Consider the following 17,976-nt stretch of genomic DNA (forward strand, 5'->3'; position numbering starts at 1 on the left):
CAACTAATTAGGAGTAAACACCTTTATGCAGAAAGAGGAAAAAATGTCAAGATATACTGGACCAGTATTCAAAAAATCACGTCGTTTAGGTTACTCTATCTTAGAAACTGGTAAAGAATTTGCTAAAGGTAGAAAAAGAACATATGCACCTGGTCAACATGGAAACAAAAGAGTTAAACTATCTGATTATGGTTTACACTTATATGAAAAACAAAAAATTAAATTTGTTTTTGGAATTAACGAAAAACAACTTAGAAAAGTTTATGTTAAAGCTTCAAAAATGAAGGGTGTTACAGGTACAAATTTAATTCAATTACTTGAAAGCCGTTTAGATAACTTAGTTTACAGAGCTGGTTTTGCCACAACAAGAAAACAAGCTCGTCAATTAGTTAATCACGGACATTTCACATTAGATGGTAAAAAGGCAGATATTCCATCAATCAGTGTTAAATTAGGTTCAAAAATTGAACTTAAAGAAAAATCAAGAAACAATATTCAAATTAAAGAAGCTTTAGAAAATTCTAACGCATCAGCATGATTAACAAGAAAAGATTTCACAGTTACTTATGATCGTTTACCAGAGCGTAATGAAGTTCACACAGAAATTAAAGATGCTTTAATTGTTGAGTTCTACGCTAAATAGCATTAAGGGAGTAAATATGAAAAAAAATATTCATCCACAATATCACGAAGTTAAAGTAACTTGTTCAACATGCCAAAGAGAATTTGAATTTCGTTCAACTAGAAAACAATTTACAGTCGATGTTTGTTCTGGTTGTCATCCTGTTTACACAGGAAACAGAGCAAAAGTTAAAGCTACAGGTAGAATTGATAGATTTAACAGAAGACTTGAAAAAAAACAAAATTAATTTAATTTATAAAACACCAACAAGTAAACTAGCACAACGAAAGTTGACAAAAAATTATTTTAAGACATCATTGCAAATTACTTTGGTGTTTTTTTTTTTTTTTTTTTTCGCTTTGACAATCTACAATTTTAGCATTCTCATAAAAGAATATATTACTAACAAAGCAATTTGAACTACCTACTTTTAAAGTAGTAAAATTATATTGAGATTAAATTTACCAAAAAATAATACTAGGAGATGAGAAATGTTAAGAGAAAAACAAAATGATAGAGTGAGACGGAAGAAAAAAGCAGCTTTATGAATTTTACTTCTAGGTTCAGCTGGTTTAGCTGTCACTGTTGCATGTTTGCATACAACAAAGTTAACATATTCAAAAGAACAAGAAACTCTTAAGACAACTATAAAAAATATAGAAGATAAATTAAATGAATTTAAGAGCGATGATAACTCAAGCACAGAATTAGATGAATTTAAAAAATCTTTAGAAGAGGCAAAGAAAGTTGCTAATTCGAATACTGATGATTCAGAATATGTAAATACAAAAAAAGATATAACTGACAAGTTTAATAAAGTAATTTCAGAACAATTAGCAAATCAAAAAAATAAATTGAATAACAATATCAAAACAACCAATGATTTGATAAATAACTCATTAAATTCAGAGATTTATAAAAATATTGTAGATGAATTAAAATCTTTAATTGATAACTATAATCCTCTTATAAAAAATGAAGAAGCAACCTATACTGAATTAGTTAAAGCCAACAAAACTATTGAAGAAGCTGTGAAAAATGCGGAGGAACAAAAAAATAAAATAGATAATTCAAATTCTAACAAGGACAAAGATTATCACTTAAAAATCGAAGAAATAGAAAATAAAATAAACGAAATTAAAAACAATATTATAAACAACAATAAAGAAAACAATGATGAAAAGCTAAATGAGATCATTAAAGATTTAGTTGATTTTATTGATCAAATTGATGGTAAAATAAACCAAATAGATCCTGATAAAATTGACGAAAAAAAGAAAGAACTAGAAAATTTAGTTATCGATACACAAAACAAATTAGATTCATACAATAAAGAGAAAGAACAAAGTTCTGATAAATATAATGAAATAATTTCAGAAAAGGATGAAATCAGTAAAAATCTTACAGAAAAAGATCAAGATTTAAAAAATGAATTAGATCAGGCTTTTTCTAAATTGCCTACACCAGAAGAGATTAAAGATAAAACACTTTCAGAAATTGAAGAAAATATTAATAAAGCCGAAAATATTTTGACTGACATTAAAGACCGATTAGGAAATAACGGTTCAAGCAATAATAATTCAGGATATCAAGAAAAAATACAACAACTAAAAGATAAAATCGCAGAAATTAAAGAAAACATCCTTAATCCAAACAAAAATAGTAATGATCCTAAAGTGGATGAGATATTAACTGATTTAACTAATTTAGTGAATTCTTTAGATGGTAAAGAAAGTACTTTAACATCTCAACAAATCAACCAAAAAATTACAGAACTTATAACTTTAGAATCCTCTACTAAAGAAAAGTTAAATGAATACAATAATCAAAAAAATAACAATTTAAATCAATATAATAATACGCATAAAGAAAAAGACGCCTTATCAGTAGAATTAACAAATAAAGAATTCTTAGATTTAAAAAATGAATTAGATCAGGCTTTTTCTAAATTGCCTACACCAGAAGAGATTAAAGATAAAACACTTTTAGAAATTGAAGAAGCTATTACAAGAGCAAATGCTGAAATAGAAAAAATTAAAAATAAAATTATTGGAATTGAGAATAAGAGAAACGAAATAAACAATACACATGATAATATTTTAAAAAATGAGCTTAACAAATACGAAGGTCTTGATATCAAAGAACAGTTAAAATCTAAAATAGATGAATCAATAAAAAATGTGGATAAAACCACAAATATTGATGAATTAAATAGAAAATTAGAGGAGATTAATTCTGCATTAAAAAGGGCAGAACAAGATAAAAAAGAGTTTGATGCTGCAAAAAACAACCTCAATGAAATGGTATTTAACGCAAGTAAAGAAGATGTATTCAAATATGTATTATTTAATGGGTTATGAGATGAAATGAAAACGGTGTTGGATGAGGTAAATGGTAAAACATATAGAAATACATTTGAAGTTGAAGCAAGTATATATCAAGTGGACAATAAGTACAAAGATTTGGTAATGAGAAAAAATGAAATATTAGAAAACGCTATTAATACTGAAACTAATGAAATATACTCAACATTAGGTGATGACTTATCTAGTTTAAGTATGGCAAGTGATATAATCGACGAACTTAAAGCAAAAGTTGATAATGAAAATGAATCTGAAAAAATTGTGTACTATGAGAATTTAGTAAACATTAAAGAAAACGCAAAAGAATATGCTAAATACTTGAATTTATTTAATGATATAGAATTTAATTCTAATGTTCTTAACGGTAATACTTCACCAATAGAATTTACTAAATTAAATACACCTTTAGCAGAAACATTCTATAATTATTATCTTGAACAAAAATCATATATTAACCTAGTTAAAACACCAATTGAATTTAACAAAAATATAAATACAGTTGTTAATAATTTGAAAATAAAATACGAGGAATACAAAAAAACTCGTAATATTAACTCAATTAACATGATTTATGATTGAAGGTACAAAAGTCTTTCACTTAACCGAATCGATATATATGAAATTCAAGAAGAAAAAGATAAAATTAAAAAATTATTTGAGGAAATGCATTCAAACAATGAAAATCTTACAAGTGATGAAATATATCAAAAGTGAGAAAGAATTACTAATGAGTTATTTAATATTTATGTTCCAAAATCTCAAAAACTTGATAGTGACATTAAAGAAAATAGTAACATTGATTTAAATAAATACACTAAACTCAATAAAGAAATACAAGACTTATCAAAAGTAGAAAATAATCCCAAAATAAATACATATAACTTAATTTATTCATATTATAGTTGTTTAACTCAATATAGTGCATCTATGGAATCTGTAAAATTTATAAGTAAAATTACAGAAACAGAAAACTTTATAAAAGATTCACTTGGTGAAAATGAAAAATATTCATCAATAAAACAAGAATTACAATCAACTCTAACAAAAGTAAAAAATGACTTTGACCTTTATAATTACAGATCTCAAAGTGAATATAAAAATAGAACTACAACATTAGAATATGCATTAGAACGTGCAAAAAAGCAAAAGTTAGAAATAGATAACAAAGCTTAGTTAATTTATTAGTTATGAATATAGAATCTAAATTAATTTTTAACACAAAATTTCATAAAAAAAATTAAGACATCAAAGTAAGTTACTTTGGTGTTTTAATTAATTTAAGCTGATTAAAAAAAAAAAAAAAAACGCCTCTTGCGTTCTTGGTGCCGTCTATAGGACTCGAACCTACGACCTACTGATTACAAGTCAGTTGCTCTACCAACTGAGCTAAGACGGCGTGGTGGAAGATAAGGGACTCGAACCCATGACATTTGCCTTGTAAGGGCAACGCTCTCCCAACTGAGCTAATCTTCCAATGGCAGTCTGTACGGGGATCGAACCCGTGTATGCATGGATGAAAACCATGTGTGTTAACCGCTTCACCAACAGACCAAATATAATGGCGCCGATTATTGGGATTGAACCAACGACCAACTGGTTAACAGCCAGCTGCTCTACCGCTGAGCTAAATCGGCACTTTTTATTGCACGTTGCTGTGCTTTAATATTTTAACACATTTAAGCAAAATCCAAACAATTTTTAAATATTTTTTTGATTAAATTTTGTTTGTGTTAATTGAGTAAATTATATACTAAAAAATAATTATTCAACATCTTTTGATATAAATAAAACAGATTTATTAAAACTATATAGTTTTTCCTTCACAATATTCATACCATTTGGTATTATAATCATATTTCTATTATCAGTTTCAATAATTACATTACCATTTTTATTTAATAAACTTTTTTTATTAATTAATTCTAAACATTTATTGATCAATTCATAATCTTTAAATGGTGCATCCATAAAAATAAAGTCAAAAGTTTGATTATTCTTCAACAAATAATCATAACAATCAGTTAGAACAACTGAAGCATTATCGATTTTTAATTTATTTAAATTATTATTAATAATTTTATACGCTTCTTTATCTTTTTCTAAACCAATAGCATATTTAGCTCCGCGGGAAACAGCTTCAATAATTCAAGCACCACTTCCGGTAAATAAATCTAACACTACTGAGTTTTCTAATTCAAAATGAATACTAGAAAAAATCGCCTCGCGCACTTTCTCAATAGTTGGCCTTGTTGTTTCTCAACTTGGTCTATCAATATAGTGATTTCTATACTTTCCTGAAATTATTCTAAGTCGATTAATGACTACTTTTTCTTTTTTATTTTTCATACAAAGAATTATAAAACTAATTAAAATAAATAATCCTAATATTTAATTCTTAAATTTAAAATATAAAAATCATATGTTTTCACACATGAAAATTAATTGGAATTAATCGTATCTTTTAAGAAATCTGATTTTTTTAGCATAATTAAGATAATCATTAGTAAACTCTTCTCAAGTTGTTACCTTTAAAATCAGCTTAGAAAGCATTTTAACATCAGATTGGGCATTATGATGTATCCCTTGGATATTAAAGTGCTCACATAAACTTTCTAAATTTCATTTTTGTAAGGTTGGTAACTTGTTTCTAAAATAAGTTAATGTATCAAAGATTATCATATTAGGTACTTCGATACCCCTTAATTTTAATTCATTTGCTAATACAGCGGCATCAAAAGGAGCATCATGAGCAACAAAAATATAATCTTCAGTGAAAAATTCAGATATTTTAGATCAATGATAATCTAATGTTTTTGCCTTTAACAAGTCTGATTCAGACACATTGGCTGCATTATATGAAAATGGATTAATTTTTTCTCTATTTGGTTTAAGATAAAAATTAAATGATTTAAAATATTTGTAATTTTTCACAACTAGAAAAGAAATTTGCACCGGATTATTTCTTGAATCTCAAGTTTCGAAGTCAATAATAACAAAGTTGGCTGGTAAATTACATCTTAAGTTCATAAATTCTTTAATCGTATATTCATATTTATTTGATAATTTGGAATTATCTTTGCTCTTTATTACATGTTTTGATAATTTTTGCTTTGTTTTAGTTTTTACTATACTTAAATTGTAGTTTAAGTTTGGATTTATTAAATTAGTTATTGTATCAATGTTGTAACTTTTAATGTTTACGACATTATTTCCAAGACACTTTTGGATAAACTCTTCATCATTTATTTCAGTTAATTTATTATTTGTTATATACTCAAAAATCATTTCAATGATTTTCTTTGTATTTTCTACACTCACTTTTAATTCAATTGCTGAATTATTTTTGATGTTATACAATACATATGAAAATTTAGCATATTTCTTGTTTTCTTGACATAGTAAATATTTATAGAAAATCAATTGAAGAATATGTTCTGTAGATAATTCGTTTACAAATTTAAGTTCATATACAATTTTCTTTCTTTTATCAATTTTGTCAATTTTACCTAAAATTAGGGTATCATTAATTTTAGTTGTTACCAAATATTCAAGTAATTTAGTGTTCTTAATAACTTTTTTAAGAATTTTAACAACTTCATCAATTATCACTTTAGTTAGAAACCCACAATCTTCATGTTTAATTTGCATCATGGATACTTTATCCTGTGTTAGTATCCAATTAAACACAAATGATATGTAACTCAAATCATTAACTGATGCGTTTTTTTAATAACTTTATGTATTAACGAATTAAAATAATATTTATTAGATAGAATATATCTAACAAAATATGAATTATTGAATATCATATTAATTTTTAGGAGCTTATTGAATTCTCTTTTAAATTTTCTTCTTTTCTTAAGTGCTAAAAATATAGTCGATAATGAACTTCCTATTATTGTTTGCACTTCTTCATAAATTCTTTTAGACGATGAAGATAGTTCAATTTTGTAAGGAATTTCTCTGAAAATTTCAATTTCATTTTTATTTAATTTTAGAAAGTTTTCATATATTTTATAATCAAACATTTCCTTAGCTTTTTCAATAATGGAAAGTGGTAAAAATTTAACCATATCGGTAACAATTGCAAATTGTTTATTGATATCTATATTAGTTTTATTCATAATTTTTATATTGTTATAAATAGTTAAATTCATTTCTTCGACGTAACTCGACGAATTAAGTCATTTTTTATCTATGAAATCAAAATATTCGTTTGTTATATCATGCATTATATATAATTCTGATGAGGCTCTAGTCAATGCCACATATATTTCATTATCTGGGATGCTAGTTCTTTCCTTCTTTCCAAATTTGTAGTAAGAAGCATCAAAATTAAATAGAAATACATTTTTTCTTTCCATACCTTTTGTTTGATGTATTGTAGAAATAACCAATTTGTTTTTAATTAAATCCCTATCGTTAATTCTATCTAAATCATTTTTAGTAATAAAAAAATAAATATCCTTATTATATTTTTCATTTAATATTAATTTAATATCTTCAATCAATTGTGAAATATAAAAATTTTTAGAAATAGATGGTGCAATTATAAAAACTTCTTCCTCACCATCTTTTAATATTTTTTCAACAATCATTTCAGCTACTTGTACGTAAGAGTGACTATCATTTGAATATCAATAACAATATTTAACCTTATCTTTAACTAATTTTCTGCCTTTGCTTTCCCTAACGCTTTTAATAATACTTTTTCCATATATTTTATTTACAAATTCACAAACTTCTTCTTTAACTCTGTAACTATTTTTTAGCTCTCTTGTAGTTCATTTATGATTATTTATAAAAACTTTCTCAGCTAGAGTTAAATATCTTGAATCCGCTTCCATAAAACCGTATATACATTGTCTTTCGTCACCAAAAATTATTAACTGGTAGTTAGGGTTCTCCATCGCATTTAAAAATTTAGTTACGATTTCAAAATATAAAGGAGTAAAGTCCTGACATTCATCAAGTATTATCAAATCATAGTTAAGTTTATATTTGTCACTTTCACTCAATTCTTTAGCTAATATCTTTATTAATGACTCATCATTTTTTACCAATGAATTAGTTACATAACCTGCAAAGCCATGAATAGTATAAACATCCAAGTTTTTTACCTTATATTTAAGAGTTCTTATTCTTGTTTCATTCATTAAATGGTTATTATATGTTAGTAATAAAATTTTCTTAGTTTTAAAAAGATTTGTCAAAATAAGACCGTAGTGGTTTTACCACTACCAGCAACAGAGTTAACTTTTACATTATAACCTTGATTAATATCACTTTCAATTTTCTTAATATCATCTGAAACAATAAAGTCACTTAAAACTTGCATATATTAAAGTATATCCTGTTTATAAAAAATATCTATAGAATCAGCAAATATGATTTTTATTAGGTATTTCTCACATATTTACAATATTATTTTTCTTAATTTATTTTGTAATATAATTTAAATAAATTTAACAATAAGTAAAGAGGTAATTATAAAAATGAGTAATAAATTAGAAAAAAAATTAGTTGCTTCAATGCAAGGGATTGCTCTTGACTCAATTAACAAAGCAGGTCAAGGTCACATTGGTATGGCTATTGGTGCTGCTCCAATTACATACACACTTTTTGGTAAACATTTAAACATAAACCAAAATGATCCAAAATGAATTAACCGTGATAGATTCGTTTTAAGTGCCGGACATGGTTCAATGTCAATTTATTCTATTATGCACTTTTTGGGTCTTTTATCTAAACAAGACATGATGGATCATAAGCACTTACATTCAAAGACTCCATCACATCCAGAAATTGATTCAAACGACTATATTGATGCTTCAACTGGACCACTTGGTCAAGGTGTGGCTATGGCTGTTGGAATGGCACTTTCGCAAAAATATCTTCAATCAAAATTCAATAAAGAAAACTTTGAAATTTTTAATCATGATGTTTATGCTCTTCATGGTGATGGATGTATTCAAGAAGGTGTAGCTCTTGAAGCAATTCAACTTGCTGGTACACTTAATTTAGATCGTTTAATTTTAATTCACGATTTCAATAATATCCAAATCGATTCACATTCTGATGAAGTTAATGGAGTTAATTTAATTGAATTTTTCAAATCACAAAATTTTGAAACATTCGTAGCAAATGTAAATGATCTTGAGTCAATCGATTTAGCAATTCAACAAGCTAAAAAAGCTAAAAAACCATCATATATCCAAGTTCATTCAGTTATTGCCGCAAACACACCAAACGCTGGAAAAAGTTCAGGACATAATGGTATTCTTAAACCTGAAGAAACACTTGAATTTAAGAAAAAAATTGGCTTAACAAACACAATTCCGTTTGAATACGATAATGATGTCTATGAATATGCACATTCACTAATGGAAAATAAAAATGTCGAATATGAAAAATGATTAAGTTTATTCGAATCATATAAATCAAAATATGAAAAAGAAGCCGAAATGATAAGTGCTATTTCTTCAAAAGAAATTAAATATGATTTAACAGGTGTTGAATTTACTGAAACAAACGTACCAACAAGAAACTACATTAACACTATTATGAAATATATTGATAAAAACTTTGATAGTGTTGTTGGTGGTTCGGCTGACTTATCTGCAGCTACTAAAGTTGCTTTCTCTAAACAACTAAATTCTGAGTCAGGAAAAAATATTAAATACGGTATTAGAGAATTTGCTATGGCAGCAATTAATAATGGTATTTATTTAGATATGAACCTCAAAACTGTTGACGGAACATTTTTAGCCTTTGCTGATTACATGAAGGCAGGTATTAGACTTGGTGCCTTAATGGAAATTCCATCAATTCACGTATTTACACATGACTCATATCAAGTTGGTGGAGATGGACCGACACACCAACCATTTGATCAAATTCCAATGTTACGTGCTATGTCTAATGTTAAAGTTGTTCGTCCATGTGATGAGTTTGAAATGTTAGGAGCCTTTCAATATGGATTAAATAGCAAGAAAGATCAAATCGCTATTATTGGATGTCGTCAAAATATCAAATCATTCAACGCTATCAAAAAAGGTTCTTTACCAGCTGCTTACGTAATTAAAAATCAAATTAGTTATGATTTAAGTATTTTAGCTAGTGGTTCTGAAGTACAACTTGCTGTAGAAGTATCAAACTTACTTGAAGAAAAAAGAATTAAAGCTCAAGTTGTTTCAGTACCTGTTCTTCAAGACCTAGTAACAAACGAATCATTAATAAAAACATTAGGATTAAATAGCAAACCAATCTATGCAATTGAAGCAACTAGTGATTCAATGTGATATCGTTTAGCAAAATACAATAAATTTGATGCATTTTTAGCTGAAGGATACGGTTGATCAGAAGATGGTCAAAAAGTTTATGAATTAAAAGGATTTGAAGCAAATAAACTTGTTGAAAGAATTCAAGAATTCCTTAAATAATTAAAATTTTTAAAGTCGACTAAGGTCGATTTTTTTATATTCAAACATAAAATAGAATCTAATATTTCAATTATCTAAGGTAATAATTCCATTAATTTTTTTTCTGAAAATTTCAAAAATTATGAAAATGCCAGGAAATTTTAGAAAATAAAAATAATAGGAGCATAAATGAAATTTAATAAACGTATTTTACTTTTTTCAAGCATGAGTATTACAGGATTATTAACCACTTTATCTGTATACTCATGCAAATTTAATGAAACAAATAACAAAAATATAAAAACACTTCAAATATTAAAAGAGGATAAACTTGAGACTAATCCATATTTTTTGGATTACTCTACAGTAATGAAAACAAATATTGATTCTGATAATATATTGCAGTCTTCGGTTGCGGCACAACTTTTTAGAATTATTACTGTTAAATCACCAGAATATGAAAAAAATTCAAGTTATAAATTAAAATCGTCAGGAGTTTATGCATATAAATTTGAATTAGCCGAGAAGATTATTATCGAAACTATTAACGGAACAGAAATTGAATTTAATAACGATGACTTTGAACTTATTGACAGTAATGCCGAAATATATGAAAAAGCTATAAGTTCAAATCCTAAATCAATTAACTCAAGAGCTTTTATTCAAGCGATGAATAATGCTAAAAAAATGAAGATTAAAATTAAAGACAATGTGTATTGAGTAGATTCATCAGGAGAAAAAACTAAGTATACCATCAACGCAAAAGACTTCTGATTTTCTTATTTAAGAAGTTATTATAATGGTTTTTTCCAACGTTCTTTTACCAATCAAAATGGTGATTATAGAACTTCAATACTAATAGATTTAGAAAATAAGAAAAGACTTAATGACTTATCAAATCAAAGATTTGGTACCAATTTATTCACAAATAACCAACAATTTGAAATCCATGGTATAAGTTCAAGCAAATTTATTGAGTTTGCTGACAATTTAGAACCTAAAAATGCAGTACAAGATAATTTTTTAATTTTTGAAGAAGATGAAGATTATGCGGAAGTAAAAAATTTTATGGGTTTCTTTGATTTAATGTTAGTTAATTCATTAATTTTTAGCCCGGCACCAAGTGACTTTATCAAAGAAGAGTCAAAAACTCTTAATCAAACATTCAATAAGAACGATAAAGAAATACCACTTTATGGTTATGGAATAATAAAAGAAATCGGATTGTATTTTTACGGTGTAAATGGGTGAAAACAAAATTTATATGCTGGTCCATATATACCTAACAAAAATGCATCAGATACAAATAAATTGGTGCTTACAAAAAATAAATACTATTATGATAAAAATTTTGTTAACTCAAAGGAAAATATTGAAAGAATTGAATTAAAATACTCTCAAACAGATCCGATATTAAATTTTAACAAGATTAAAAATGACAACAATACACTAGTTAATCTACTTTCTTTAACACAAGAACAACAGAAATATTTTAATTCTAACACTAAAGATTACAAATTTATTCCTTATAAAAAATACAATAAAACAACTTCAGTTGGGAACAATGCATTTAATATAACTCCGAAACCTGATGAATTAGTTAATGTTAATTCCTCTTCAATATTAAATTCAATTGATTACAATTCAATTGCTTTTAATGATAATTTCTCCAAAATTGTTTATGGTTCTTCAATTAAAGAACTAAAGCAAGGATATCGGGGAGAATTTGATAATAAACTGTCTATATCTTCGGGTGTTTTTGAAAATAATTCAATATCATTCCGTTCAATAATAAATGCATCAATAAATTGAAATTATGTAAAAGACTCATTAAATCTTAGCTCAGATCTTTGAATAACAAATGCAGCCCCAGATGCTAAAATAGGTGGAACAAATCAAAATACCAGCAAGTTTAAAACCCTTAGAGAAGCAAAAGAAATTGTCAATGACTTGATCGTTATTAATAATGAAGGCCAAAAAATTGAACTGAATAAGCAAAATTCAAACCAACTTAAAAGTTCAAGTTTTAATATCTTACAAAAACATATGAAAAAATTGCTAGATCAGTTATTTAACAATAAATCCTTAGGTTTAAACAAGTCAGAAAATATAACTTGAATAATTTACAACAACCGTTTATTAAATCAAAATGAAATAAAAATGTATGAACAAATAATAGAAGTTATTAAAGAGATAGATCCAAGATTAAATCCAGTCTTTAATTATTTACCAACTCAAGTCGAAATTGACAAGGTATATGGTACATCTAATGGTACAGGTAATAATTCAACTTATCAATTTATTACTTATTCATATGAAAAAGATAGTTTAGCTCCTTATCTTGATAAAATTACCCATGCAATAGGTATGAGTCCATTTGCACTTTGATATAAATTCAGCAATCTCAAAGCTAATGATATATTAGCAATTAACTTCCCAGAAATAACTAGATTTAGCAAAATAATGAAAGAAAAATTCGAAGAAGGTTTTCTGAAATTAAATGAAATATATACTAAAGACAATGATAGTAACTTATTTAGAAAAATAAAATGAGATGATTTAAATAAGTTTAACTCATATGAGGAAAGAAACTTATATCTTAGAGGAATTTTAAAAACAAATGAAAATAATCAAACTGGATATACCAACTACGGTTTTGGTGGTTTAGGTTATTTATGAGACAACAATAAAAAAATATTTAAGATCGATAACATTATCGAACAGGCCAAATTTGCAAATTATTATCTAACAATAAGCACTAATGAACAATTAATCGAACTAATAAGAGAATTAAACACTTTTAGATCATTCGGTATCGACTTAGATAAAAAAATTGATTCAATTAACTTTTTAGATTACAAAATTGTAAATAAAAACTGAGTATATAACATTCCCTATAATGATGTAATTTATGTTCAAGATATCAAAATTAAATAAAAAACATTGAATATATTTTTTACTTAAAATTTTATATTCATTTATTTTCTTTATGATTTTGATATCGACTATATATGTCTTATTCGATATAAATTCTGTCACACCTCTTAAAATTAGCGAAATATGAAATGATTCAAGCACTTCAGAGGAAGTTTTATTAAAGATAAATAATGAATATTATCTAGAAAAATCAGTAATTTTTAGATTAATTAAATTTTGAGAACGTTTTTTCAATGGTCAATTAAGGAATTTTTCAACATTAAATGAGAAAATAGGAGTAAGCAATCAACTTTTAACTAATAATTTTAATTATTGGATTAAAATAAACAAATACTCATATTTTGTCGGTATTATTAGTTTAATTATTAGTATACCACTTGCATATACAATATCTTTTATTATGATTTTGAAAAAATATAGTTTAAGAGATTATCTACTTAACACTATAATTTTAATGTTTTTAAGCGTCCCGCTTATTATATCTATTCCTTTTGTTAATTTAATATTAAGTTCGTTAGGGTATGACTTTAACTTTAATAAAAATAACTTGCTAACAATGATATTACCTTTGACTAATCTAGTACTATTTAACTGCTTTAGTTTAATACAAATTTTAAGACCGGTAATGATAAATATTAGTGAGTCAAATTCATATCTGTTTTATAAGCAATTAGGTTTTAATAAACTGAAAATATTTTTTCTATTATTTTTACCACTAACTATTAGAAAATTTATGAATGCTTTACCTTTTTATATTGTTAGTATCTTTCTTTATGGTATTTATTTCGAAACTTTTTATAGCTTTCCTGGAACAATAAGTTATATTTACGGTGTAATTAGTAATTATGAAACTGACTCAATTTGTTATTTTTTCACTACTATCATCTTAACTTTTATTGTAAGTTTTTTATTTATGGACTTCCTAATTAATCTAGTAACAGTTAAGGATAAGTATGCAAAATAAAAAATTCACTCTTGCACAGCCGCATAACTTAACCCCTATGTATCATAGAAAAAGAAACTTTTTTACTGAATTAATAAATAATAAAATTTTTATATTTTTAACAATCACACTTTTGATATTAGTAATTTTTTCACTTTGTTCCTTTATTTTTAATAATAAAGTTCCTGAAATATTATTTAAACTTGGTATTGAAAAAAACATTAAAACAACCCTAATAACTCAAAACAACATAGTTGAAATTACCTATAACCCAGAGTCAAACAGTAAAATAAAAATATTAGAAGAATATCTTATAAACAACAACATAAATTATAATATCGATAAAGAAAAGATAATTCCAATATTAAGTTTTAACATAAAAGATCTACTAAGTTACTGAGATAAATTTACTTTAGCATTAGGTTCAAATAATTCGGGTGAATCAGTTTTAATTGTTAATTTACAAAAATTCAGTTTTTCAATTTTATATGCAATATCAATTTTTATAATTGAATTATTTTTTAGTTTACCAATTGGATGTTGAATATCAATTAATAAAAGGAGTTTTAAAATTTTAAATTCAACACTTGCATATTTAATCTCTATACCTGACTTATTAATTTTTATGTTTATATTGGTAATGATAAAAAATTTTCTTCTTCTAACTATAATTCTGATTCTTACTGGAATTATTAGGATGACTTATTGAACAATCCAATTTGCAATTACTGAAGTCAAAAAAGAGTATATGATAATATTAGTCAATTCAAACATGAATAAAATTTCAATAATTTATAAACATCTAATTCCAAAGATTGTCTCAAAAATATTAACTATATTTTCAGCTAGAATAGGTTATATTTTAGGTCTAATAAGTACAATAAATTTAATTGGTTTTCCAATACAATGAAATGTTTTGAACAACATAAGAGAATATTGAAAATTTCAAGTAGATAACATCCTGCAAGTTCTATTTCCTCTATTATATTTAAGCGTTTTTTTGATTAGTTTTAGAATTTGATGTATCGCAATCAGTAGGACAATCGATGTTACAAAATAGGAGAATTATGAAAAAATTTAATTTTAACGGTTATGATTTAGAATATTTTGAACAAAATACTAACAAAAATAAAAATATGATATTTATTCACGGTTTTGGATCTAATGTCAATTTTTTGATAGTCTAATTAATGAATTTTGTGATGAATATAACATTTTTGGACTTAACATGCCTGCACATGGTAATTCAGAATATGATAATAAATTAATGAATTTTGAAACATTTTGTGAGATTTTTAGGCAATTTTTGAACTTTCTAGATTTAAGAAATGTTACGCTTATTGGTCATTCGCTAGGTGGTGGAATTGCTGGTGCAAATTTAATAAATTCACATCAAATTAAAAAATGTATTTTAATTGGACCGATGAATAGAACTAGTTTAGCTAAGGTAAAAGAATTTAATGATTGCTTTTTTCCAACAAATCTCAACGAATGAGAAAAATTAATAAGACTTTGTTATTTTAACCCTGATAGCATTATTTCAAATCAAGAAATTAGAAAAAAAACTCAACAATATTTTGTTGAGAATTGCGTCCAAATTGAGTATGTCTACAAGTTAGGTAAAAATCTACCTTCAAATAAAAATATGGATTTAATTGAAAATGGATTAAACAAGTCTAATACTAAAATTGGATTATTTATCGGAGACCATGATGGAATTATAGATTTAGAAAATATAGTTCCTTATTATCAAAATGTGGTTAAAAATCTAAAAGTTTATAAAATTAATAATGCGGGACATTCAATTTGACTAGAAAATTGAAATGACTTTGTTAATAAACTACATGAATTTTTAAATGAATTATAAACTGGTGTTTACATAGATGTAACCATCGGTTTTTTTAATATCAATAACTGTAATTAAAATATTTTCCTGTGTTTCCCACTTAGTAGCATAAATAAAAAACTATCAAACACTAATTTGTTTGGTAGTTATTTTTTTATTTTGTAATCTCATTAAAAGCAAATTTAATAAGATTAAAATCTTCTCAAGATTGCTCTGTAATGTTATTTTTAATCTCTAAAGTTTCAATTAATTTTCCATCAAAATATTTTTCTGTTTCTTTAACATCTCTCATAATTGAGATTATTTTTTCGACAGTAAATTTATCATCTCCAGAAAGTCCTGTAAATTTGTTTATTTGATAAACTAAGAATTTGATCATCACTAGACTTAAAAATGAAAGACAAATATAACCTTTAATATGATTTCAAGTTGAAAGATACATTGGTCTAAGGGATAAATTTCCTTTAAGAACCCTAAAATTCTCTTCTGCTTGTCATTGCTTTGAATACAATGAAACTATATCACTTTCCTTTAGATCAAATCTATTTGTTTCGTAAATATAGTATCCATCGTATTTTTGATCTTCCTCAATTTTTTCTATATCTAAAATATAATAAGCTTTATTTTCAATTGCTTTAAAGAATCTATATTTTTTGTTAGCTGTCATATTTTCAAATAAAACTTGACCTTTTTCGTTTGCTATTTTATTAAAATTATCAATTAATTGTTCACGATCTTTTCTGTCTTTTAACGCTCTTTTTGAACTAAATGTAATTATTTGTTTTCTATAATTCCCATTATTTCTACCATTTTTATATGTCGAAACAATTTCTCTACTTTTGAATAACATCCCATTTTCTTTTTTATATCCATCTTCATTTATTACATATTCCTTGAATGCTTTACTTGAAGATTTAAGTCTATATGAAATGATGTAATTTAGTTTTTTGTCTTCTAAAAATCTTATGTTTTTATTAACACTCATCCCTTTGTCTGCGATTATTGTTACATTCTTAATTTCATATGTTTTAAGTAATTCTAAAACAAATGGTATAAATGTTTTTGAGTCAGCTGTATTTCCAAGGAAAACTTTGTAATGTAATGGTATTCCATTAGAATCTGTTACTAAACCGATTACAATTTGGTCTTCTTTGAATTTTCCATCTTTTGAAAATCCTGGTTTTTTAAAGCCTTTTCTATCGAATGTCTCGAAATACGATGTTGTTGAATCATATCATACAATCGAAATATCTCTTTTGTATGTTTCAACAATTTTATTATTTACATTCTTTAGTATTTGTTCTTGATTTAATGCTATATAATCGAGAGATCTATAAAATGAATTTTTCTTAAAACTATCTTTATTGTGTTTTAAAGATTCTTTATATGTAGCAAATACACTTATGGGATTAGTTATTTTTTGGTAAATTTGTTGAACAACAATTGTATTAAGACTAATTGATTTTGTATCGGTGCAATTTTCAAATATGTTAAAGTAATCGACCATATTTTTTATCAATTCAATACCCTTATATTTTTCATAAACTTCAGATTTTTTAACATTTTTTTGCTTAATCTTTTTATCAATTATTTCAATAATTTTCTCCTTTGTTCAGCTTAAAGGAATATCTCTTATGATTTCTTGAATTATTTTTACTGAGTTTGGTTGAAATGAGTCAAACTCTTCCTCATAACCAATTCCAAATCTTGTCTCATATCCCGAACTATCCAATCTTCTATATCCTATCGAGATATAAGTCCCTTTATTTCTTTTTGACCTAGAAATAATTCAATTTCTCTTATTTGTCTTTTTCATACCCTATATTATATCACATTAGTAGCAT

13 protein-coding genes and 4 tRNA genes are annotated in these 17,976 nt (G+C 25.4%); 8 read left to right on the forward strand and 9 right to left on the reverse strand.

What is annotated here, in order from left to right; all coding sequences use genetic code 4:
• Positions 1-43 precede the first annotated feature (43 nt).
• The 3 genes from rpsD to EXC66_RS03485 all read left to right on the forward strand — a co-directional run bounded on the left by rpsD (position 44) and on the right by EXC66_RS03485 (position 4,158).
• Positions 44-643 carry a 30S ribosomal protein S4 gene (gene rpsD / locus EXC66_RS03475; protein WP_006886721.1) on the forward strand — a complete coding sequence of 200 codons (600 nt, stop codon included), beginning with the start codon at positions 44-46 and terminating at the stop codon, positions 641-643.
• A gap of 16 nt (positions 644-659) precedes the next feature.
• The gene (gene rpmE / locus EXC66_RS03480; protein WP_006886720.1) at positions 660-869 is read left to right on the forward strand and encodes a 50S ribosomal protein L31; all 210 of its coding nucleotides are present in this window, start codon (positions 660-662) and stop codon (positions 867-869) included.
• A 244-nt stretch (positions 870-1,113) separates the two neighbouring features.
• Positions 1,114-4,158 (forward strand): coiled-coil domain-containing protein, encoded by a 3,045-nt coding sequence (locus EXC66_RS03485; RefSeq protein ID WP_006886719.1) that lies wholly within the window; start codon positions 1,114-1,116, stop codon positions 4,156-4,158.
• Between the two features lie 147 nt (positions 4,159-4,305).
• Here the strand turns inward: EXC66_RS03485 and EXC66_RS03490 are convergent.
• From EXC66_RS03490 to EXC66_RS04355, 8 genes are all read right to left on the reverse strand, one after another.
• Positions 4,306-4,381: transfer RNA gene (locus tag EXC66_RS03490), tRNA-Thr, on the reverse strand.
• A 1-nt stretch (position 4,382) separates the two neighbouring features.
• Positions 4,383-4,458 (reverse strand) — tRNA-Val (locus EXC66_RS03495).
• 2 nt (positions 4,459-4,460) lie between these two features.
• Positions 4,461-4,536 (reverse strand) — tRNA-Glu (locus tag EXC66_RS03500).
• Positions 4,537-4,544: 8 nt separating this feature from the next.
• A tRNA-Asn gene (locus EXC66_RS03505) sits at positions 4,545-4,619 on the reverse strand.
• A 127-nt stretch (positions 4,620-4,746) separates the two neighbouring features.
• Positions 4,747-5,331 carry a 16S rRNA (guanine(966)-N(2))-methyltransferase RsmD gene (rsmD, locus tag EXC66_RS03510; RefSeq protein WP_006886718.1) on the reverse strand — a complete coding sequence of 195 codons (585 nt, stop codon included), beginning with the start codon at positions 5,329-5,331 and terminating at the stop codon, positions 4,747-4,749.
• Between the two features lie 102 nt (positions 5,332-5,433).
• Positions 5,434-6,636 carry a 3'-5' exonuclease gene (locus tag EXC66_RS03515; RefSeq protein ID WP_112579223.1) on the reverse strand — a complete coding sequence of 401 codons (1,203 nt, stop codon included), beginning with the start codon at positions 6,634-6,636 and terminating at the stop codon, positions 5,434-5,436.
• Positions 6,637-6,653: 17 nt separating this feature from the next.
• The gene (locus EXC66_RS03520; RefSeq protein WP_006886780.1) at positions 6,654-8,141 is read right to left on the reverse strand and encodes a UvrD-helicase domain-containing protein; all 1,488 of its coding nucleotides are present in this window, start codon (positions 8,139-8,141) and stop codon (positions 6,654-6,656) included.
• 17 nt (positions 8,142-8,158) lie between these two features.
• The gene (locus EXC66_RS04355) at positions 8,159-8,323 is read right to left on the reverse strand and encodes a hypothetical protein (protein ID WP_006886779.1); all 165 of its coding nucleotides are present in this window, start codon (positions 8,321-8,323) and stop codon (positions 8,159-8,161) included.
• 157 nt (positions 8,324-8,480) lie between these two features.
• On the opposite strand from EXC66_RS04355, the gene EXC66_RS03525 reads away from it, so the two are divergent.
• The 5 genes from EXC66_RS03525 to EXC66_RS03545 all read left to right on the forward strand — a co-directional run bounded on the left by EXC66_RS03525 (position 8,481) and on the right by EXC66_RS03545 (position 16,153).
• Positions 8,481-10,427, forward strand: a complete 1,947-nt coding sequence (locus EXC66_RS03525) for a transketolase family protein (RefSeq protein WP_006886778.1) — start codon at positions 8,481-8,483, stop codon at positions 10,425-10,427.
• Positions 10,428-10,595: 168 nt separating this feature from the next.
• Entirely contained in the window at positions 10,596-13,343 is a 2,748-nt protein-coding gene (locus EXC66_RS03530; RefSeq protein WP_006886777.1) for an OppA family ABC transporter substrate-binding lipoprotein, read from the forward strand.
• Positions 13,318-14,307, forward strand: coding sequence for an ABC transporter permease subunit (locus tag EXC66_RS03535; RefSeq protein ID WP_006886776.1), 990 nt, complete (start codon positions 13,318-13,320; stop codon positions 14,305-14,307). The genes EXC66_RS03530 and EXC66_RS03535 overlap by 26 nt, the downstream gene beginning before the upstream one ends.
• Entirely contained in the window at positions 14,297-15,346 is a 1,050-nt protein-coding gene (locus EXC66_RS03540; RefSeq protein ID WP_006886775.1) for an ABC transporter permease subunit, read from the forward strand. The genes EXC66_RS03535 and EXC66_RS03540 overlap by 11 nt, the downstream gene beginning before the upstream one ends.
• A gap of 126 nt (positions 15,347-15,472) precedes the next feature.
• Positions 15,473-16,153, forward strand: coding sequence for an alpha/beta fold hydrolase (locus tag EXC66_RS03545; protein WP_334198992.1), 681 nt, complete (start codon positions 15,473-15,475; stop codon positions 16,151-16,153).
• A 133-nt stretch (positions 16,154-16,286) separates the two neighbouring features.
• Here the strand turns inward: EXC66_RS03545 and EXC66_RS03550 are convergent, their stop codons facing one another.
• Positions 16,287-17,948 (reverse strand): IS1634 family transposase, encoded by a 1,662-nt coding sequence (locus EXC66_RS03550; protein ID WP_112579221.1) that lies wholly within the window; start codon positions 17,946-17,948, stop codon positions 16,287-16,289.
• Between the last annotated feature and the right edge of the window lie 28 nt (positions 17,949-17,976).

The organism is Mycoplasmopsis anatis (assembly GCF_900660655.1).
GTDB classification, from domain to species: Bacteria; Bacillota_I; Bacilli_A; order Mycoplasmatales; family Metamycoplasmataceae; genus Mycoplasmopsis; species Mycoplasmopsis anatis.